Genomic DNA, 21,180 nt, shown 5'->3' on the forward strand with positions numbered 1-21,180 from the left:
TAACTTATTGGAGGTTTTCTCGACAAACACAATGATATCGCTTCTGACTATTTTTTGTACCACACCGGACCAGGCTTGCTTCCCATTTGGAAAACAAGGGTAGCTCCAGACATGATCTGCTCATGTGTGATATAACTTGTTTCAAGAGGCTTTCCATCCAAAGTAACCGACTGTATGTAAATATTGGTTTTATTTACGTGATTTGCCTTGATAGTAAATTTTTTCCCATTCGCAAGTTTAAATTCGCTATGTTCAAACAATGGTGTACCGATTTCATACCTTCCGCTCACTGGATCTACTGGATAAAAACCCAGCGCACTGAATACATACCAAGCAGACATCTGTCCGCAATCGTCATTCCCACTTAACCCTGACGGATTATTTAGATAGAGTTTTTCCATCACCTCAGCAGCATATTGCTGTGTTTTCCATGGTTGCCCAATCGCATTAAACAAATATATAGCGTGATGACTTGGTTCATTTCCATGCGCATATTGTCCGATCATGCCCGTACTGAAGATAGGCAGTTTACTGGTGTCTGATGGATGGAAGGTAAACATACTATCCAATTTCTGCCCAAAGCGCTCATTTCCGCCAACGAGATCAATCAATCCCGGGATATCGTGTTGAACAGACCAGAAGTATTGCCAAGCATTGCTTTCACAGATATGTGCACTGTATTCTTCTGGATCAAATGGTGTTACAAAAGCACCATGACTGTCACGGGGTTGCATAAATGATGTTGCGGAATTATAGACATTTTTATAATTTTTTGCTCTTGCAAAAAACGTAGTTGCCACCGCCTTATTCCCCATCTTATCCGCCATAACCGCAACACAATGATCATCAAATGCATATTCGAGTGTGCGTGACAAAGACCAGTTCTCCGCATTGTGTTTATCCGCAACATCATAAGGTACATAACCCAGCTTTTTATACAATCCAATACCTCTGTAGTTGTCTATGTTTGCTGTTGCTACACAAGCTTCCAGTGCTTTATTGACATCAAAATCACCTATTCCTTTCAGATAAGCATCCACAATAACTGGGATTGCATGATTGCCAATCATCATATCAGTTTCACTGCCATAGATATTCCATACCGGCAAGCGACCATGCTGTTCGTAAAATGCAATAAATGATTTCACCATATCATTTACCCGATTTGGATCAAGATAAGTAAATAGAGGATGTGAAGCACGGTAGGTATCCCAGAGCGAAAAAGTACTGTAATTGGTCCAACCTTCGGCCTGATGTATTTTTCTATCCGCGCCAAAATAAGCGCCATCTACATCTCCAAATATAGTTGGAGCCAACATCGAATGGTACAATGCTGTATAGAACTTTACTTTAGCTTCTTTATCTACAGTCTGAATAGCAATCTTACCAAGCTCTTTATTCCAGCTACTTTCAGCTTGTTTTAAATAGTGATCAAAATCATCTGTTGGCACCTCAGCTTTCAGGTTTTTGGAAGCGCCATCCATACTTACCCCCGAAAGAGCTGTACTAATCGTTACTTGTTCACCAGTAGATGTTTTAAAATCAAAACGTGCTTTGAAAGCCGTACCAATACGTTTGGTCGTTTTTGTTATGCTATCAACACTTGACTGTATTGCCGAGCTATCTATGTGAACTGCAGTAAACGGCTTTGAAAATCGGGTTTCAAAATAGACACGTTGCCCTCTGGCCCAACCTTCTGAAAACCGGTAGCCGCGTACAGTGACTGAATCGACCACCTCGATGTATGAATCTGTCGTGGCATCCCAGTTCATTGCTTTTTTTAAATCCAAAAAAATAGCCGATTGAGCGTCAGGGAATGTATAACGTTGGATACCACAACGTGGGGTTGCCGTTAGTTCTACATCGATATTATAGTCTGTCAGCTTTACTTTATAGTACCCCGCATATGCCTGTTCGTTTTGATGCGAAAACTTGGAATGAATACCCAAAGGTGCCGCGGCTTCATGATAAGGCAATGTAACTGGCATAAACGATATATCATATAGATCCCCAGCTCCCGTCCCACTTAAATGGGTATGACTAAAGCCCGAAATCGTGCTATCGGGATAAAAATAACCCGAAATACGATCCCAACCGGGCAATCCATTATCCGGACTCAATTGTACCATACCAAAGGGCGATTGTGCTCCGGGATAGGTGTTACCCGTAAAATCTGTCCCTATAAAAGGATTGACCGATTTTGCATAGGAACCTTCAGCCGAATCCTGCTGTGAGGCACAGCTCAGTATTCCCAATAAACCTGCGCATGCCAGGTATTTCATATATTTCATAATGTAGATAGCTTCTTTAATCTGTGTGATTTATCTGTCTCCGGTAACAATCAGTATATCTTTACTATTGACCAAAACTTGATGACTTATCTTAAAACCTCCTAATGGCTTTCCATCGACGATAATTTCTTTGATAAATTCTCCATTGCCCTCTTTTTGGCGTCTAATGGTCACACGATCAGACTTAGGATAATACTTTTTATCAAGTTGAATAGTTACCTTGTCAAATACCGGAGTCACGATCGTATAATCTGGTCTGCCGGGACAAAAAGGATAAATCCCCATCATATTCATTAAAGCCCAAGTCGACATTGTTCCTGTATCATCATTGCCTGGGATCCCACCGGGACTATTCGTAAAATGTTTATCCAGAATTTGCTTAACCAATTTTTGTGTACGCCATTCCTCACCTTTTATTTCCGAAAAAACATGTGGATAAAGCATGTCAGGCTCGTTGGTAACATCAAAATAACCCTTATCAAAGGTGGCCTGCAATTTGTCCACAAATTTTTTCTTACCGCCCATCAGTTGAACTAAACCAGGGATATCAAATGGTATCGCAAAACTATAATTCCAGGCATTCCCTTCATGGAATCCATGGTTAGGTTCAAAATTAGCCCCCATCAATGGATTGAAAGGTGTCAAAAACGATCCATTGGGAAGAATAGGTCTAAATGTTCCATATTCTGGAGAATAGTAATGCTTGTACCCTTGTGCTCTCTTACCAAAAGTTTGTGCATCTTTAGTTTTTCCCAACGAGTTGGCCAACTGCGCTAAATTCCAATCAGCAACATAGTACTCAATCGCATGGGAAACTGAATTGTCAAAAGAATCGCGAAGAGGAACATAACCATACTTGACATAATCGGCATTGTCCGGACGGATTCGATTCGTAGAATCCGTCGTTGTCGCCGACTTCAAAAAAGCCTCATAAGCCGTATTGATATCATAGTCCCGAATGCCTTTCATCCAAGCATCTACGATCACAGGTACTGCTGGATCACCGTCCATGGTATAGCTTTCACGGCTATAAAGCTCCCACTTAGGCATCCATCCATTTTCTTTATAAATATCAATCATGGAACGAATCATTCCAATCTGTTTATCTGGATAGACCAACGACATGAGCGGCTGTACATTTCTGTACGTATCCCATAAAGAGAATACGGTATAACGATTATGATCCGCGACAAGGGTCTTTCTATTTTCCATAGCCGGATATTCGCCGTTAACATCCTGTAAAATATTTGGATGAATCATGGCATGATACATAGCCGTATAAAATACCGTTTTTTGATCCTCGGTACCTCCTTCAACCTGAATTCTTGATAATTCATTATTCCACAAAGATGAAGCTTGCGTTCTGATCCGCTCAAATCCAAAACTAGGTTGCTCGGCCTCCAGATTTTTTCGTGCATTTTCAACGCTTACGAAAGATACCGCCAACTGTACTTCTAAGCTCTCATTTTCCTGAACGTCGAAACTCAAGAATGCCCCAAGATCGTCTCCAGACAATTGGCTCGAATAATCGGTAAAAATCTTGTATTTGCCAGCATCTTTATTCCAATCATTCTCCCATTTTTCACCGGCACGCTGAAATTTCCAATAACCTTTCTTTGCGGGCTTTTTATTCACTCGCATCACGAAGAAAATCGGATATACAGCCTGATTGTTGGTATAACAGAACGAACCTAATAATTTCGAACCTTCAAGTTCCGTATCACTGACATAACGAACTGTGGCACCAGTTTCATTCGTCAGCCCCTCGCCTAAATTGAGTAGAATATTAGCCTGCCCTTTAGGGAAAGTAAATTTAGAGACACCCACACGAGCAGTTGCGGATGTCTCTGTTTTGATACCGTATTTTTTTAACACATTACTATAATAACCCGGATGAGCCTCTTCCTGTGTATAAGTACTTCCATATTGGTGGTAGTCAACTTCTAGTTTCCCAGCGGTTGGCATCAGTAACAAGCTTCCCATATCGGGACAGCCTACACCACTCAGATTGACATGTGAAAAACCGGTAAAATAGCTATTGCTATGTTCGTAAGGTGTAGACCACCAACGTGCATCCTTATCGAAGGCATTAAGTGATGACCCCATCACATTAAAGGGAGACACATTCATTAAACCATGGGGTACCTGAGCACCGGGATTGGTCGTACCATAGTTACTGGTACCAATAAAAGGATTGACATAGTCGGTCGGTAGTTTTTGCGCAGACGCTTGCTCCCAAACAAATAATCCCAAAATAAAATAACGGATAAACTTGATCATATCATCTTGATAAAGACAATCTACTTTTTTCTGATACAGTGAGCAGTAGATTGCACATTTTTAAGTGTAGTCACAATACTACAGATAATACCAAAGATTTACAAATATCGACAGCAGTTATATCTATCATTTTACAATGTTAATAGGATTTAGCAAGACTAAAAACAGACGCAAATTCATCATGCCCCTAGGTATCTTAAAGTAAGGTAATAATATCAAAATACAGCCGCTAATGCTTGTTATATCCAAGAAGAAAGATCATTCAACAAAAAATCCTGAAGCGGGGAACTTCAGGATTTTTACTAACTAACCAATTATTAACCTAAATTATGAAAACTACATTGATAACGCCATTCCCCGAGCTTTGTTATTCTGTCCTTCTATGTTTAACCAAACTTTAACAAACAGTACTGTTCGATGCGGAAAACTGCAATCTAAAGATATCATATCCCATTAAAGTCCATCTCAGTGATACATGATTAATGCGACACGCCCCATTGCATATTCGGCTTATCCCCCATTTCCAAAACTAATTCACCTCCTTTTAGCAATTCCGCAGCGTCAAAATAGAATGTCTGCAGAGGTTTACCGTTTAAAGTTGCGCCCTGCACATACATATTCTTTTTGCTCGCATTTTTAGCTTTAATAGTGAATTGATCTCCTCGACCATATTGCCGTCCCAACTTAATTTTAATTTCTTCAAAAGATGGACTACCAATTTCATAAATTGGCTTTGTTCGCGTCCCTCCGTCTAGCTGAAATAATCCTATTGCATTCATGATATACCAAGCGCTCATCTGTCCTTGATCCTCATCACCCAGGTAAGCGTTAGAAATACCCTGTCCGTAATAGCGTTCACCGATAGACCGGCTCCATTTTTGTGTAAGCCATGGTTTGTTCAACCAGTTAAAAATATAAGCAAAATGCATAGACTGTTGATTTCCCTGAACAACCGGATAATCCCAGTATTGATCATTTGGTCCATTATACCGCCATTTTTCACTTTCTCCGAATCCCCATTCCAAACGCTTTAGAAACACATCCTCACCAATCATTTTAGCTAATGCTGGGATATCCTGAGGTACAAAGAATGTCAACTGCCATGCATTTCCTTCAACATAATGATGATTGGCTCCAGATTTAAATGGATCAAAGTCCCGGTACCATTCCCCCTTGGCATCTTTCATCCTCGCATAACCACTTTTAACATCTATCGCATTCTTCCACCAGCTACCTCTATCATTAAAATAATTGTATTCCTTTTCCTTTCCCAAGGACTTTGCAAATTGTCCTACAGTCCAATCGTCAAAACTATACTCCAGGGAATTTGAGAAACGACCAAGGTCATAAGGCACATACTTATACTTCAGATAAACATCCAGATCCCGGTTACCGGCAAAGCCACCTTCAAATTTCAGCGGACTTGTTGTCTGCATTTTCTTGATCGCTTCAAATGCCTTTGTGACATCGTAATCACGTATTCCCATTTGATAGGCCCCTACGATCAAAGGAATCTCGTGTTCAGCAACCATCACTGGAATATATTCCATCCCAGCAGGACCTTTTGCCAACCAACCGTCGGCATCATACATAGCCAATTGCGACCGCACCCATTTATTCGACCATTCCGGTGTAACCAGATTCCAGAATTGATTTAAATTCCAGAAGGTATTCCAAAATGCATCACAGCCAAGGGCAAGGTCCCCCGGATGTTTCATCGTTCTGATCGTCTCATCAGAAGACCGCCATTGCCCATTGACGTCGCTAAAAGTATTACGGCTGGCCAGGGTACGATACATATTTGTATAAAACTTCTCTTTTTCCAAATAGTCATTACTCTTTATCTCTAGGCGCCCCAATAATTCATTCCACACCCGATGTTGGTTGGCGACCACACGTTCAAAAGACCATCCAAATGGATCTGAAAGTTCTGTTTTCAAATTTTCTGCAGCATTGGCTATACTGACATAGGAAATCCCAGTCCGCAGCTGCACTTCCTTGTTTTTACGAACATCGAATTCTACATACATACCAGCGGATTGAGCACTGTCGGCAACCAGATCAGACTGATCTGTTATGCGACCATTATGCCAAGTTCCGAAATTGATAATCGGCTTATCAAATTCCATGACAAAATAGACAACATAATCTTGTTTCGCATCGGTAGACCAGACATTTTCGGACAATTGGTTACTGTAGCCAATAACCTTATAATCAGAGACCTTTTTGAGTGAGAGATCTTTGATCTTATAATCATATTCTCCGTTCACTTTAAGATCAATCATAATACGTCCAGTATCTGATTTATGATAAGTATATTTCTGGAAACTGGACCGTGTTCCTGCGGTTAGCTTTGCGTCAATATCCTGGTCAAGAAGATGAACGGAATAGTACCCCAATGGAGCCTGTTCACTTGCCTTATCTATTGCCGAACGGTAACCTGAATGCGTACTATATTGGTCTCCGACACTGGTCTTCAATTGGCCTGCTGTTGGAAATGTGCCCAGTCCAGCCATTGTCCATTCGTGTATATGGCTAAATGTACCAATAGATTCTATTGAAGGTTCATAACCAGCCTGCCAGCCAATATTCTGATTATCGGGACTAATCTTTACCATTCCAAATGGCATCCACGGTCCCGGTGCCAGCATCCATCTAGAATGCGCAGCCCCTATCATAGTGTTGACATAATCCGAAACCCCACCCAATCTTTTTGGAGATCGTTTTATAGAAGATGTTTGAATTAGTTTATCGTTGATATATATTGCATATTTACTCCGTACCTCTTTCGATGCATAAGGCATTGGAATCTCAAGTCGAGATAAGCCCTTCTCATGAGTTTTATCATAGATTTTTCTTCCATCCAGCAACACTTTTATACGTTCATCATCTTTCAATTTCAATAGATCAACGAGCATATACTGTATGCGCTCGTTTCCATTTTTCAATTCAAAATCCGACTGCCGTACCCCTTTAATTATTGAAGTGTAATCTCTCAACAATTTCACCTGTTGGGGACCCAATAGTTTAAAGGAGTCAAACTCAACCCACCCTCCCTTTATTACAGTAAGCGTAAACTGGTTAACCCCCTCCGCAATAATATGTTCGGGTAATGTTATCCGTATCGTAGAAGCCCCAGACTTTGAACCTGTACCTACTGGATCAACGGATCCGTCCCCATTCTTCAGTTCGTAATTATAAGATTTACCATTGATTGCGATTTGTAAGGTCGGTTTATTTTGAGGATCACTATTTGCTAATTTTACTTCCAGAGCCCATTTCCCATTTTCAACTTGACCACTTAATACGCTGTATAAATTCAAAAAATGGGTTCTTAGGCCAGAGGTTCCGCCAGTCCCACCCCATCCATTGGCAGGTCCGGGTAACACATAAGGCAAATCTCTTGACAACGAAGATTGCCCGACTACAAAGTAATTGTCTTCGTAGCCAAAATCATGTTCCAGAAATTTCTTATAATCATGTGGAGCCAGGGCGAATTCTCTGCTGGAGCCATCGGAACTGCCCAGTTGCCAAATGGTATTTTCTTGCCCCGAAACAAGCTGTCCTGTCATTAACAGTAAGCTGGTGAAAACGGAAATGGGGAAATGCATTTTCATAATTGATGGATTTTATAATAAAAAGTATGCTATAAATGCCTATCCAAGTATTCAGTTCTTTTACATGTTTAAATTTATCATCCCACCTCCAAATTAAAATGCATAAAGAAAAACCATCTCAAAATTATTCAAACTATCAATAATTTCAATATTGTATATACATTATAAAAAAACAATAAAGCAGCTTAAAAACAGAAGTAAAAGCACAAAAAATTAGATTAAGCATACAATATTACTATAAAAAACAATAAATACCAAGCAATAGAATATAAATGTACATACATATTATTATATACAAGAATTCTATTTAAAGTACTTGTAATACTTCATAACACAATCGAATTAAGGATCACTTAGCGTAGTCAGGTTGAATCAAAAATTGAAATAATTAGGAGAGATATTAGGAATAAGTTTTCTTCAAAGGTGTCATTGCATTACGATCTTTACTAAAATCCTACATAAAGCAAGACATACCATTGGATATTTTGAATCCAATAGACTATATTTATATAATTTTAAATTGCTTTGACAATATTAAAGATAGAAACTAAAATACTACATTTTATCAAGGGGAATGATATTCTACCCATTTGTGTAGGATATTATCCCATTATGTCATAAGGATTTAATGAAAAAATTAGGTGCTCTTTTAACCAACGCTCTAAATAGACGTAGAAAGGTCAGAAAAGCCTATTTTTCGTTAATTACTTTAGACTGGATTGTTATTTTTGTAATTTGCGAACAGAAATAATATTAGTTTAATTGGAAATTTCAAAGCGATAATAGATCATTTTTGCCATTAATACTATGAAGATTGAGATTGAAGATTTTTTTAAGCCTGTACACGTTAAAGATACCTTTAGCAAAGATGATTATGAGATCATAGATGCTTTTATTAATTTCGCGAAATCTTTAAGCAGATTAACCTATCAAAGTATATATTTAATCGACTACTCTAAAAAGAGCTTTTTGTTTGTGTCTGACAACCCCATCTTCCTATGTGGAAACTCCCCTGCCGAAGTTTTAAAGAAAGGTTATCAACATTATTTTGATAATGTACCAGAACAGGACATACATCTATTAAAAAAAATAAACGATGTCGGATTCGATTTTTTTGAAAATCTTTCGAAAGAAGAGAGATTAAAACATTCCATATCCTACGATTTCCATTTGAAACAATCGAATGGAAAACCCTTATTGATAAATCACAAACTTAAGCCAATACTTTTAGATAAATCTTCAAATCCTTGGATAGCGCTTTGTGTTGTTTCTATTTCTTCACACGCTAATGCAGGAAATATTAAATTCAAGTCCGATGAGAACGGAAAACAATTTGAGTACAATTTGGAAAAAGATCGTTGGGTCGAAGCACCGCATGTTAAACTTAAGCCCCGAGAAAAAGATATTCTTCTATTTTCTGCGCAAGGGTTAACTATGGATCAGATAGCAGATAAACTTTACGTTTCTATAGACACGATAAAATTTCACAAAAAACAAATATTTTCCAAACTAAAAGTAAAAAGTATCACTGAGGCCACAGCTTTAGCAATTGAGCAGTCTTTATTTTAATAAGACTCTATATCTTCATCTTTAGTATTCTTATGTATAGGTATTTTTTTCCCTGTGTCAAGGATTTTGTGAGCGTCTATCGTATTACTAAAACAATACTGTGCCAATTTGTTCTTTTCTATAAAAGACTCCAGCCATGTTGTTTTTATATAAATAGGTAGTGTTTCCGAATATAAATAAATAATTGGTATGCCTAGTTGGTAAGAAGGTATACCTAAATTAAATAATGTACGAACCAATTTCTTATCACATTCTGCAATAATTAATCCATTTTCAAAGTAAAATGGAGGGAAAAATGCATCAAAAAGCATCTTTTTAAGCACACTGATGCGCTGTCCAGTAATTTTTTGTGAAATAATGAAACGACCTATATGCCAAAAATGATCAATATCTGGAATCAATAGATCTTCTTTTTTTATTGCAAATAACTGTTGAATTGGCAATGTAGTTTCCCTATCCCAATAAGTAATACGAATGGAGGCTTGGATAGCATGTTTTTCTTTATCGCGTAAAACGTAATAAATTGATTTATCAAAAAAGAGCAAGTCTTCTCGAATCAGATTCTCATATTGGCGAAAGTATTCTTCATCAGGAGAACTATCCAGATTAAAGTATTCTCTTGTCGTACTTAGATAAAAATGAATAAACTCTGAAAGCTCTTTTTTCTCAAGTTTAGTAAAGTAATAATCTTCAGACGTCCAATTCATGTAGATATAAATCAAGAATTATAAAAATAAGGACTTTTATTTTAAATTATTAAATCAACAACATGTAGTGTGAAATAAGAAGAATTTATATATGTCTGCTGTTATTATTTTAGAGACAAATAGTAGGATTCAGGAAATACTTTTATTACTTTATCTGTAGCGATGTTAAACACAATATGGCAGACCATTCCAGATAATAGATATAACCCCAATGACAACTGTGGAGGTGGCGAATCCATTGCTATTTTACCATATTCTAAAAGAAAATCCTCAAGCCATTCTGTATCAATACTTTTTTCTTGTAGTCTATCAACAATATATTTCCCAACGTTCACCTCAAACGCTTGATGTTCAACATTTAAAGATCGTAAATTACGACTATCGGGTGTAATGACAGTTAAAAACCCTGCCCAACCCAAATTGTAAGGATGAATAACAGGGATATTTTTCTGCGCCATGTATTCATCAAATAAAAAAGGGATATCGGAGGAAAAATCCAGGGCGTTAATAGCCACTTTACAATTTAAATCAAGACTATACAAATTACCCTTATTTAGAAATTCAGGATAAGCTGTAATCTTTGCATCGGGATTAATGGCCACCAATCGTTCTTTTAAAGCGATAGCTTTATTTACACCGATATCTCCCGCTACATAATTCTGGCGATTAAGATTGGTCAGTTCCACAAGATCACCATCGATAATGATCAAATTTTCAAATCCCATCCGCAACAGACACTCAGCAATATAGCTACCAATACCGCAGCCCCCAATCAGTATCGGAAAATCCTTTAGAACTTGTTGCTCTTCTTCCTTTACATGAATGATGTTACGTTTGTATCTCAAACTCATTTTTTAAGACAATTTTGTATCCTATAAAGGTAAGGCTATAATTTTAAAATTATTATGTTGTCTTTACCGATTAATCTTAAAGACTATGTCCAAAAACAGTTCAAGAACTAGGCGCGACCATAAGCTCTCCGATTGTGATATTTAGTACCGTAATCGGATGATATCATTTGACAAGCCCATTAAAATCTATGCAAAAAAAATCCTATTTTAAACGACAAATCACTACAATGAAAAGTAAAATACAAATACTATATATTATCATTACGCTATTACTGGGTATAGATATGCTCGCTTACTACCTGGAAAAGATAAGTTTAATCGGCTATTATAGTGACATCATACTTTTCTGGATGTGGCTAGGACTGACTATAATTGTAATCGTAATCTTCTGGAAAAAGATCCTGGCAAAGATTATGTTGTCTGGATTAATATTGGGGTTAATTTGTAGCATCTTGCCAATGATGCTACCCTTTTACACATTGGTATTGTCCATGTCTTCTTTCGGTCTACGGATGACGAAAGATTTAAACGAAAATTATCGTGCACAAATCGTCGGATATAGTGTTTTATCCCCACCTTGGTTAGAAATAATTGAGAAAAAAGGAATAATTGAAAAAAGGGTTTTTAGCTGTACCGACAATGCATTAAATAATGACGGGACAACCATAAGAATAGGGAGTGCAAAAGACATCATTTTCAGTTCGGAAACGGATAAAACGCTTCGCATTACACTCTTTTATGGAGGTGCCAACAAAACCATTACTTTTGATAAAACAACAGGTAAAATGATATTGTAAAGAAATTTTACATTCAAAAAAATGGTAAATTAGCAAAAACCACAAACCATCATCAGTAGAAAAATGGACAATACTAGAATATATCGCATGTCATTTGCTGGAGTATATCCACATTATATACAAAAAGCAGAAAAAAAAGGTCGCACAAAAGAAGAAGTCAATGAAATCATATTTTGGTTAACAGGTTATAATACCCGGGACCTGCAACAGATCATCGCCGACAAAACCGATTTTGAACATTTTTTCAGCCAGGCACCGCATTTCAACACCAATGCAACAAAGATTACCGGTGTCATTTGCGGCTATCGTATAGAAGATATTGAAGATCCTCTCGTTCAAAAAGTCCGTTATTTAGATAAACTGATTGATGAACTGGCGAAAGGCAAGTCAATGGAAAAAATTTTAAGAAAATAAATCAACGTTCGAATAAAGCCCACAGCTGCTATTCAATGGCATAAACAGCGCCATCTGCAGCTCCAAAATAAAGTGTACTACCAGCAGCGGGGATATAATTCTGTCGATCTGGGCTCCGCGCTAACTGTTGCCCATAGAGTTGGTTTAGATTTGCGATGAGCCCCCATAAAAAAGCTACATAACAACAATAATATTTTCGATCAGACATCATTTACTTTTCAGGTTAAAGAGTAAGGTTCCGATAAACTAGTTATTGGCAACTATCACATTTGTAAGAATAATCGCAATTCCATGCAACAGCTTCCGGTGCGGATAAATAGATTACGGATAAATAAGATACTTCTTTCTCATTTCCTTATAATGCGTTAATCCAGGCTCCCAGCTTTTTCGAATTTCTTCTTCTGAAATACCTTCTGCTATCTGTCGCCGAAAGGAATCAACACCAACCAATTTTTCTATACTGCCAATCTGCTTGGAAAATGACTGATCAAAGAATTTATCTTTTTCAGGAGAATTCCGATAGAGCTCCTGCATCCAGGAGAGATTGATTTTCTTACTGTCCACCAGCTTCTGCAAATCATATTCACGTAGATCTAAGCCAAAGCATTCTTCATCCATAAAAAGTGGTGTTTCACTCATTCCTTTTTTACTCACCGGTGTAAACGAAAAACGATATGCGCCTTTATAGACTGGACTCCCAAAAACTGTAAAGGGATAATCAGTCCCCCTTCCATGATTGATCTTTACACCTTCAAAAAGACAAGTACTGGGATAGAGTAGAATACTCTGTTCGGTGTTTAAATTTGGAGAAGGATTAACCGGAAGCTTGTATAACATTTGATGATTATATCCCGCTACGGGTATGATCTTTAGCTTACATTTTTTTGTCGTTGCCATCCAGCCCTCGCCGTTAATCATCTGGGCAAACTCAGCGATTGTCATCCCATGAGCAATCGGAACCGGAAACTGACCAATACCCGATTTATGTTTCATATCCAATATAGGGCCATCAACTAAATACGCATTTGGATTTGGGCGATCTAAAATCAAGAGTTCCTTATCATTTTCGGCACAGGCCTCCATGATGTCCCGAAGTGTATTAATATTCGTGTAAAACCTCACCCCCATATCTTGCACATCAAAGATAAACACATCAATATCTTTTAGATCTTTCGCCGAAGGCTTCTTTTTATTTCCATAGAGTGAGATCACCGGAATTTTGGTTGTTGGATCTACTTCATCCCCCACTTTCGTTCCGTTGCTGGCATTTCCGCGAAATCCATGTTCAGGTCCAAATATTTTTACGATTTTAATTTCCCTGGCGAGTAGACTATCTACAAGATGTTTTTTCTTGATCACGGTAGATGGATTACCCAAAATAGCGACACGCTTACCATTGAGGTAAGGTATATATTGCTCTGTTCGCTCTGCACCGGTTTGGATGTAATCATTGCAGTATTTTATCCGGTCTTGTGCCCATACCGCTATAAAAGAAAAAAATAATAAAATAAAAACAGATACAATTTTCATACTCGCTCGGTTTATAATAAAAAAGTCGTTGAGAAACAAACGATTCAGATTTTACTAAAGATTAAAGCTAATGATAAACCTTCGTTTTCCAAAATCATTTTTTATCGATCATAACTATCGCCCAGGCCTTAAATGGTTAGAAAATCCGATTAGTTTTTTACCCTTGCATAGAGATGATCATGGAGTGTAGCTATTGGCAACAATGGCAGCATATCGTACCTATTTTTGAAAATCATCATACATTTTATATTGACAAAGCTATTTTATCCCATTACCTTTGAAATATTATCCTGATATTACGTTAAATCGGTTTGCAACGCGTAGTATTAATCGGAAAATAGGAGAATTTGATGTTTTGCAAAAACATAATGGACAATAATGGAAAAGCAGGTAAATGCGGGTGAATTTGTAGATCGATTTATGACGGGTAGTCTGGAACACCTGAGGTACCAGCAATCTCCCGTCAAGATCTTCCAGCTCAGTGAAATCGCTCCATATATTAAATTCCCTACACCGCCCATTTTCTTGGGATACAATCTCCTTGTACATATAACAGAGGGCCATTTTAAACACAAGATCGGTGCAAAAGAATATGTGGTAAAAGCACCAGCGATTCTGATTAGCAACTATGGTAATATTTCGACGATCAAATCTGTTGACAAATCGGCAAAAGGACATTGTGTACTGATCAACGATAACGCGATGACTTCGATATTTCGGGAACAGGAAATCCTGAATATCTTTAACATTTCACCACTGCTCAACTTAGCTTCACAGGATAGTACCGACCTTAACGAGCTATTCAAATTGCTGTACAATGAATTACTTTCTGAATCACCTTATAAAGAACTCTTCGAAAGTTTACTAAAATCCCTCTTACTAAAGATTATCAAGCTATCATCTTCCAATCAAGCACTCAACCGAAGGCAGGAAATCGCAATGATGTTCAAACAGCTTGTGCACAAAAACTTCAAAAAACAAAAACATATCGGCTTTTATGCTGACCGGCTCGCGGTGTCAACCAATTACCTAAACCGCTGCGTATTTTCGGTGTTCAAAAAGTCTTCCAAAGAACTAATCTTAGAAGTACTTATCATGCATAGTCAATTTCTTCTTTTTGAATCAAATAAAAGTATTGCCGATATCTGTTATGAGCTGGATTTTTCTGATCCTTCTTATTTCTCCCGTTTATTCAAAAAAATCGTAGGAATTTCCCCTACTTCTTATCGAAACAAGGCAACTTAATATTTTCAGACATGCACGATTTATCCTATCTTTTATACAGAAGTGGACAGAATAATCACAGCGATATGAATTATTTTTGTATAGCGATGGGATGTTAGGAGTAAATCACAGCTATCTTAAATAAGGGATATATCGTATACATCTACTATTGCAAATGTTTTATCATTTAATCAATATCTAGCGATGTCTAACGTTTTAGGACAAAAAAAACAGATCGAAGATTTCGATTTATATATCGGAAAATTCAAAGAGCGATTGTCAAATTTATTCCATACGGAATATGACTACAATAACCTGAGTTTAGCACGTGGTTTGCCCCCTCAGTTTTTAAGCGAAATTATGGCAATGAGACCATTGTCTGTTGCTATTCCCGAGCATCACGGTGGCCGTGGCCTACATGTAAAAGAGTGTTTAGGAGTGCTTGCGGCGGCGTCTTATGAATCACTGTCACTGTCTTTGATCTTCGGGATCAATATCGCTTTATTCTTGGAGCCTTTTGCTAAATACGGCAACACCTTACTTCAGGAAAAAGTTTTCCATCAATTTCTAGAAAATAAAGCCATGGGTGGGCTGATGATTACCGAGCAGGCCTATGGTAGTGATGCCCTCAATATGCGTACCTCCTACCAACAAAATGGAGATAAATACCGCATTAACGGAGAAAAACATTGGCAAGGTTTAACAGGTGCTGCTGACTTTTGGCTCGTTACTGCACGAAAGAAAAATGAGAATGGTGAACTTGTGCGTGATATTGATTTCTTTGTTACTGACAATTCCATCGAAGAACAAAAGATTGAAGTAACAAAAAAATACAATAGCTTAGGATTATATGCGATTCCTTATGGTATCAATAAAATAGACATCGAAGTACCCATTGACAATAGGTTAACACCAGAGAGCACTGGTATAAAACTGATGTTGGATACCTTACACCGGAGCAGACTTCAGTTTCCTGGCATGGGAATGGGATTCATAAAACGTATGCTGGATGAAGCCATGAAGCATTGTACAGAAAGACGTGTTAGTGGAATTCCATTGAACGAACTCGATTCGGTTAAGTTTCAGTTATCGCGTTTGCAGGCTGCTTTTACGATATGTTCAGCGATGTGTGCATACAGTAGTTCAATCAGTTCAATTCATAATGATCTTTCTGGTCACAGTGTAGATGCCAATAGTGTCAAGGCACTCGTGACTGACCTGATGCACGAATCTGCACAGATCTGTGTACAATTATCTGGAGCAAATGGTTATAGATTGGATCATGTTGCTGGTCGTGGTTTAGTAGATAGTAGACCTTTCCAAATTTTTGAAGGATCCAATGAGATGCTCTATTCACAAGTAGCAGAGGCAATTGCTAAAATGATGCGCAAAAGCAAAGAAAGCAATCTGCTTTCATTCCTGAAAATAAATCCGGCGACCGAATTAGCCGCTCCATTTTTCTCTTCTATTTTGAATTTCGACTTCCCGCTTCAACCTAAGCAACGCGAGATGGTCACTTTAGGGAAAATAATTGCACGTGTTGTTTGCTTCCAATATGTCCTTCAAATCAATAATGCTGGTTTTAATGATAAAATGACAGAAATTGCCCGTCAGCATGTTAGTATGGATCTGTACATGTTGGTCGGTCAACTCTCCAATAACAATAATGCCGAACCGCTTATGCACTATGACGAAAAGGCCGATTGGATGAATTTCACCTCTTTATAAAAATTGAGAGGGACTGCGTAAAGAACTTCATCGCAGTCCCTTTTCCGATTACATCTCCGCAATATCCCATTCCCAAACACTATGGTAGTGACCAAGATTTTCTGCGTAAACAATAAATTTCTGGTAGAATGAATGAATCCCTATCGTTGCACTATCACCAATGACGACCAACTTCTTTTTGGCCCTTGTCATGGCGACATTCATCCGTCGCACATCGGATAAAAACCCAATCTGTTGTTCGTTATTACTTCGCGTCAAACTGATATAAATAATATCTTTCTCCTGCCCCTGAAAACTATCAATGGTTTGTACTTTGATAATAGCAGCATACGGCCGTAATTCCTCATCCTGCTCCAACATTTCCTTTAATACAGACACTTGTTTACGGTAAGGTGCTATTATCCCAATACTAGGCCATTGTTCGATTGGAGAAGATCGTACCCAAGTTGCGATGGCTGTCTTTAAATGAGATTTCAGAAAACTGGCCTCCCCGAGATTATAGATCGCACCATCACTTTCGGTTTCCTCAAAACCTGCCCCAGCTGTGTCAATATATACAATCGGTTCCGTATCGTTTGCTATTGTCCAATGCGCAACAGAACGATCAGCTTTCAAGAGACCTCCATATAAAGCTGAGGAAGGATAATTCATAATCTGTTCGTTCATTCGATATTGGATATCAAGCAACGAAACCGCTTCGGGATAAAGATCGATGAGTTTTTCAAACAGCGTATTACTAAGTTTATTGTATATACCTTTATTTGATTTCACTGTTGGTGAGAGTTGACAATGATCCCCAGCCAATACCAATTTGTCTGCCTTTAATATCGGAATCCAACAGGCAGGCTCCAGTGCTTGAGCAGCCTCGTCAATAACAACCGTCTCATATCTTCGGTTTCGTATAACATCTTGATTTGCTCCTACTAGCGTCGCGGTTATCACCTTAGAGCAATCGAGAATATCCGCTACGATAAAATCCTGAATCTTATCAACATCTTTTCGAATTCTGTAAGCTTCGTCGAACAATGCTTTCCTTTGTTCGCGCTCGGCCTTGCCAAAATTGCGTTTATATTTCTGGGCCATATCCGTATAGGTTCGAACTTGCTTTTGCAAGGCCTTTATATCCTTATTCGCGCTATGGCGATCTATTCTGCTATCAAGGGTCAACTCCTGTAGATGTTCAGATACTTTAACCGGATTACCTATCCGAGTGACAGATATTCCTGCAGCATCTAAACGCTCAGTCAATAAATCAACTGCAGTATTGCTCGGGGCCACGACTAATATCTGCTTGTTATTGCTCTTTAACAAAGCGGCTATTGCCTTGATCAATGTTGTCGTTTTCCCAGTCCCCGGAGGGCCATGTAAAAGTGCGATATCTGTTGTAGCTAAGACCTCTTGAACAGCACTATTTTGGCTGGCATTGAGATCTGGATACTCAAAAAATGTATCTTTTTTTCCGATATATAATTGTTCCCCACCAATAAGCTTTCTGATCAATGTACCTTGTCGCGGATCAGTCGCGAGCTCCTTTGCCTGCCGCAATGCATTCGCCATTTCACGGTATGAGTGCTCGTCAAATAATAAGTCCACACCAAGTTTCCCTCTTCTACTCCAATCCGGCAGCTCATCTACACGAAATGAAATCCGCATACCTTCCTTATTAACTGAAGATATAATGCCATCTATTCTGTCCGCATTTGGGTCATGGTTTGAAAATAGAGAAACAGGCATCCCAAAACGAAACCGATGATCTACATCGAGGTGATTTGTTTTTTTTAAACTAACTGACAGATAATCTCCCCGCCCTAGTTCGCTATCCGTGATCTGAATAGGAAACCAGGTCACCCCCTGCATTCTTCTTTCATTTAAACTGCTTTTCAATAATAATGCTTCATGCTGCATCTTATCATATTGCTGTTCTTCATGTAATAACGTAATAAGTTCGTCGAAATAATTCATATCAGTACATTCGCTTTGATCAGACACAAAGTAACAGTTTTTTCAAATACTTTACCGATCAGTTCATCCATGTTCTTCTATTTTTCCTAAGAAAATCGGGATATTTTCTCACCAACGCTGTACACTTATCAAGAAGTTCTCAAGCTGAGCTACAAAAGTCGTATTTATTTCCTATCATTGGTAATAAAGATTTGTTGATTAATTTTTCAAAATAAAAGTGATTAAAATGAGTGAGATATTCCTACACGATAAAGCGCAGAGCTGGACGGATCTAGGCGATGGTGTACAACGTAAAATATTAGTCTATAATGATGAATTGATGTTAATGAAAGTACGTTTTCAAAAAGGTGCAATCGGTGCCCCACATCAACACCCACATACACAAATATCTTATGTCAGCGCCGGAAAGTTCAGGTACCACATTGATGGCACAGATGAAATTTTAACCGTAGGTGATTCCTGTATCATTTACCCAAATTTAATCCACGGCTGTGAATGTCTTGAAGAAGGCGAATTGATAGATTCTTTCACTCCACATCGGGAAGATTTCGTTACATCGTTGTAGCCAAAAAAAAGGAATTTAACAGGTCCAACTCAACAATATTCGTTCCGAACAATCGTTTATTTACTTATGTTCAAAAATACTATTTCGCTCTTCTCCGCAAAAGTAGCTACACTACTTTTCGGTCTTTCTTGCTGTGTATTGTCATCTTTGCGCGCACAGGAAAAACCATTATCCATTGAAAAGATCAATTCACAGCTATATCTTTATACGACTTACAATACCTTTGAGGGCACCAAATATGCCGCTAATGCGGTCTATCTAATCACCAAGAAGGGTGTTATTCTATTTGATACGCCTTGGGACTCGACACAATATCAACCGCTTTTGGACAGTATTAAACAAAAGCATCAACTACCTGTCATTGCGGTATATGCCACACATTGGCATGAGGATCGCGCGGGAGGGTTTGCATATTATAATCGTATCGGCATTCCAACTTATGTGACAAAAATGACCAACGACCTGCTTAAGGCAAATCATAAAGCCCAAGCTACGCATCTCGTCAAAATCAACAAGACCTATAAAGTCGGTGGTCAGTCCTTCGTTTTGAACTTTTTTGGAGCCGGGCATTCTTTGGATAATGTCGTTGTCTGGTTTCCGGACTATCAAATTCTGGATGGGGGTTGCTTTATCAAAAGCTCGGAGGCAAAAAATTTAGGTAATATTGTTGATGGTGACGTCAAAGCCTGGAAGCCTGCATTAGCCAGATTATTAGCGAAGTATCCCCATATAAAGATGGTTATTCCTGGACATGATGGATGGAAGGATAATCAGCAGATACAACGTACAGAAGAATTACTTACCGAGAAGCAATAAATAATAATACTTAAAAAAATAAAAAAGCAATTTTGTTTTTACAAAAAAGGTATTATCTTAGCGACAGAAAAAACAAAGGGGGCATTAGCTCATCTGGCTAGAGCGCTTCGCTGGCAGTGAAGAGGTGATCAGTTCGATCCTGATATGCTCCACAAACAAAAGAGGCTACTTGTGAAAAGTAGCCTCTTTTGTTTTTATACATTGCTCAGTTTCCCGAAACATCATTTCAATTTGCGGCAGTAATTCCTATTTGTAAGAATTAACTGATTTAGAAACTTTCCATGCACCGTTTTCCTTCACAAGTGTGATCAAATCGGTCTTAGAGAAACCATCAAATTGCATGGTTACTTTCGCAATAGCATAATCTGGTAATTCTTCAACGATCTGCGTTGTTGTTTTACAGTTCATTTTTATTCCTTTTTGTTTTTTCAAGAACTCGATCATCTCCGATCGGCTGTGATTTAAATCTTGTTTACCACAGATTTTCTGATTAAAATCAGAAGTGAATAGCTTATCTAAATTCGCTACCTGACCTTCGGTCATTGCGCCAACATATTCATCAATTGCCAAATCAGCTGTAATTAAATTACGTTCTTCTGGTTTAACCGAAGCCATTGAACAGGTAGAGATTGCTATCATTGCTGCCGCTACAAATGTTTTTACTAAAGTTTTCATATCTTTTCTATTTTATAATGTATTAGTATATTTTCTTATCCTATTGTCGAAGACAATCTAAATTTGTTGCACTTTTTTCTTATTTATTTTCTGATTCAAATTTAAGACAACTGATGTGTTGATTCTATTACATTTAGATTAACATTACATTAAA

At 38.0% G+C, this 21,180-nt stretch carries 16 protein-coding genes and 1 tRNA gene; 8 read left to right on the forward strand and 9 right to left on the reverse strand.

Annotated elements, in window-relative coordinates:
* Positions 1 to 47 precede the first annotated feature (47 nt).
* From AC07UV_RS02825 to AC07UV_RS02835, 3 genes are all read right to left on the reverse strand, one after another.
* On the reverse strand, positions 48 to 2,291 hold the full coding sequence (locus tag AC07UV_RS02825) for a GH92 family glycosyl hydrolase (RefSeq protein WP_495182668.1): 2,244 nt from the start codon (positions 2,289 to 2,291) through the stop codon (positions 48 to 50).
* 30 nt (positions 2,292 to 2,321) lie between these two features.
* Positions 2,322 to 4,571 (reverse strand): GH92 family glycosyl hydrolase, encoded by a 2,250-nt coding sequence (locus tag AC07UV_RS02830; RefSeq protein WP_495182669.1) that lies wholly within the window; start codon positions 4,569 to 4,571, stop codon positions 2,322 to 2,324.
* A gap of 479 nt (positions 4,572 to 5,050) precedes the next feature.
* Complete coding sequence (locus tag AC07UV_RS02835) at positions 5,051 to 8,188, reverse strand: GH92 family glycosyl hydrolase (RefSeq protein ID WP_495182670.1); 3,138 nt, start codon at positions 8,186 to 8,188, stop codon at positions 5,051 to 5,053.
* An 807-nt stretch (positions 8,189 to 8,995) separates the two neighbouring features.
* Here AC07UV_RS02835 and AC07UV_RS02840 point away from each other — a divergent pair.
* Positions 8,996 to 9,757 (forward strand): response regulator transcription factor, encoded by a 762-nt coding sequence (locus AC07UV_RS02840; RefSeq protein ID WP_282253498.1) that lies wholly within the window; start codon positions 8,996 to 8,998, stop codon positions 9,755 to 9,757.
* Here the strand turns inward: AC07UV_RS02840 and AC07UV_RS02845 are convergent.
* Both AC07UV_RS02845 and AC07UV_RS02850 read right to left on the reverse strand, forming a co-directional pair.
* A complete protein-coding gene (locus tag AC07UV_RS02845) occupies positions 9,754 to 10,464 on the reverse strand; it encodes a hypothetical protein (protein ID WP_495182671.1) in 711 nt (236 codons plus the stop codon). The two genes, AC07UV_RS02840 and AC07UV_RS02845, sit on opposite strands and share 4 nt — an antisense overlap.
* A 104-nt stretch (positions 10,465 to 10,568) precedes the next feature.
* Positions 10,569 to 11,315, reverse strand: coding sequence for a HesA/MoeB/ThiF family protein (locus AC07UV_RS02850; protein ID WP_495182672.1), 747 nt, complete (start codon positions 11,313 to 11,315; stop codon positions 10,569 to 10,571).
* A 227-nt stretch (positions 11,316 to 11,542) separates the two neighbouring features.
* On the opposite strand from AC07UV_RS02850, the gene AC07UV_RS02855 reads away from it, so the two are divergent.
* On the forward strand, positions 11,543 to 12,112 hold the full coding sequence (locus AC07UV_RS02855) for a hypothetical protein (protein WP_495182673.1): 570 nt from the start codon (positions 11,543 to 11,545) through the stop codon (positions 12,110 to 12,112).
* Positions 12,113 to 12,175: 63 nt separating this feature from the next.
* Positions 12,176 to 12,526 carry a DUF2200 domain-containing protein gene (locus tag AC07UV_RS02860; RefSeq protein ID WP_282253494.1) on the forward strand — a complete coding sequence of 117 codons (351 nt, stop codon included), beginning with the start codon at positions 12,176 to 12,178 and terminating at the stop codon, positions 12,524 to 12,526.
* A 28-nt stretch (positions 12,527 to 12,554) separates the two neighbouring features.
* On the opposite strand, the gene AC07UV_RS02865 is transcribed toward AC07UV_RS02860, so the two are convergent.
* Both AC07UV_RS02865 and AC07UV_RS02870 read right to left on the reverse strand, forming a co-directional pair.
* Positions 12,555 to 12,737: a hypothetical protein gene (locus AC07UV_RS02865; protein WP_495182674.1), complete on the reverse strand. Its 183-nt coding sequence runs from the start codon at positions 12,735 to 12,737 to the stop codon at positions 12,555 to 12,557.
* A 110-nt stretch (positions 12,738 to 12,847) separates the two neighbouring features.
* On the reverse strand, positions 12,848 to 14,056 hold the full coding sequence (locus AC07UV_RS02870) for an exo-beta-N-acetylmuramidase NamZ family protein (protein WP_495182675.1): 1,209 nt from the start codon (positions 14,054 to 14,056) through the stop codon (positions 12,848 to 12,850).
* Between the two features lie 378 nt (positions 14,057 to 14,434).
* On the opposite strand from AC07UV_RS02870, the gene AC07UV_RS02875 reads away from it, so the two are divergent.
* Both AC07UV_RS02875 and AC07UV_RS02880 read left to right on the forward strand, forming a co-directional pair.
* A complete protein-coding gene (locus tag AC07UV_RS02875; RefSeq protein ID WP_077432563.1) occupies positions 14,435 to 15,301 on the forward strand; it encodes a helix-turn-helix domain-containing protein in 867 nt (288 codons plus the stop codon).
* 183 nt (positions 15,302 to 15,484) lie between these two features.
* Positions 15,485 to 17,008 carry an acyl-CoA dehydrogenase family protein gene (locus AC07UV_RS02880; RefSeq protein ID WP_495182676.1) on the forward strand — a complete coding sequence of 508 codons (1,524 nt, stop codon included), beginning with the start codon at positions 15,485 to 15,487 and terminating at the stop codon, positions 17,006 to 17,008.
* Between the two features lie 48 nt (positions 17,009 to 17,056).
* On the opposite strand, the gene AC07UV_RS02885 is transcribed toward AC07UV_RS02880, so the two are convergent.
* Positions 17,057 to 18,997 carry an AAA domain-containing protein gene (locus AC07UV_RS02885; protein ID WP_495182677.1) on the reverse strand — a complete coding sequence of 647 codons (1,941 nt, stop codon included), beginning with the start codon at positions 18,995 to 18,997 and terminating at the stop codon, positions 17,057 to 17,059.
* Positions 18,998 to 19,196: 199 nt separating this feature from the next.
* On the opposite strand from AC07UV_RS02885, the gene AC07UV_RS02890 reads away from it, so the two are divergent.
* From AC07UV_RS02890 to AC07UV_RS02900, 3 genes are all read left to right on the forward strand, one after another.
* The gene (locus AC07UV_RS02890; protein ID WP_286858667.1) at positions 19,197 to 19,535 is read left to right on the forward strand and encodes a cupin domain-containing protein; all 339 of its coding nucleotides are present in this window, start codon (positions 19,197 to 19,199) and stop codon (positions 19,533 to 19,535) included.
* A gap of 66 nt (positions 19,536 to 19,601) precedes the next feature.
* Positions 19,602 to 20,351, forward strand: coding sequence for a BlaB/IND/MUS family subclass B1 metallo-beta-lactamase (gene bla, locus AC07UV_RS02895; protein WP_495182678.1), 750 nt, complete (start codon positions 19,602 to 19,604; stop codon positions 20,349 to 20,351).
* A gap of 78 nt (positions 20,352 to 20,429) precedes the next feature.
* Positions 20,430 to 20,503 (forward strand) — tRNA-Ala (locus AC07UV_RS02900).
* 94 nt (positions 20,504 to 20,597) lie between these two features.
* Here the strand turns inward: AC07UV_RS02900 and AC07UV_RS02905 are convergent.
* Positions 20,598 to 21,026, reverse strand: coding sequence for a nuclear transport factor 2 family protein (locus AC07UV_RS02905; protein ID WP_120260678.1), 429 nt, complete (start codon positions 21,024 to 21,026; stop codon positions 20,598 to 20,600).
* Positions 21,027 to 21,180 lie beyond the last annotated feature (154 nt).

Source organism: Sphingobacterium sp. GW821-FHT03E03 (assembly GCF_059420745.1).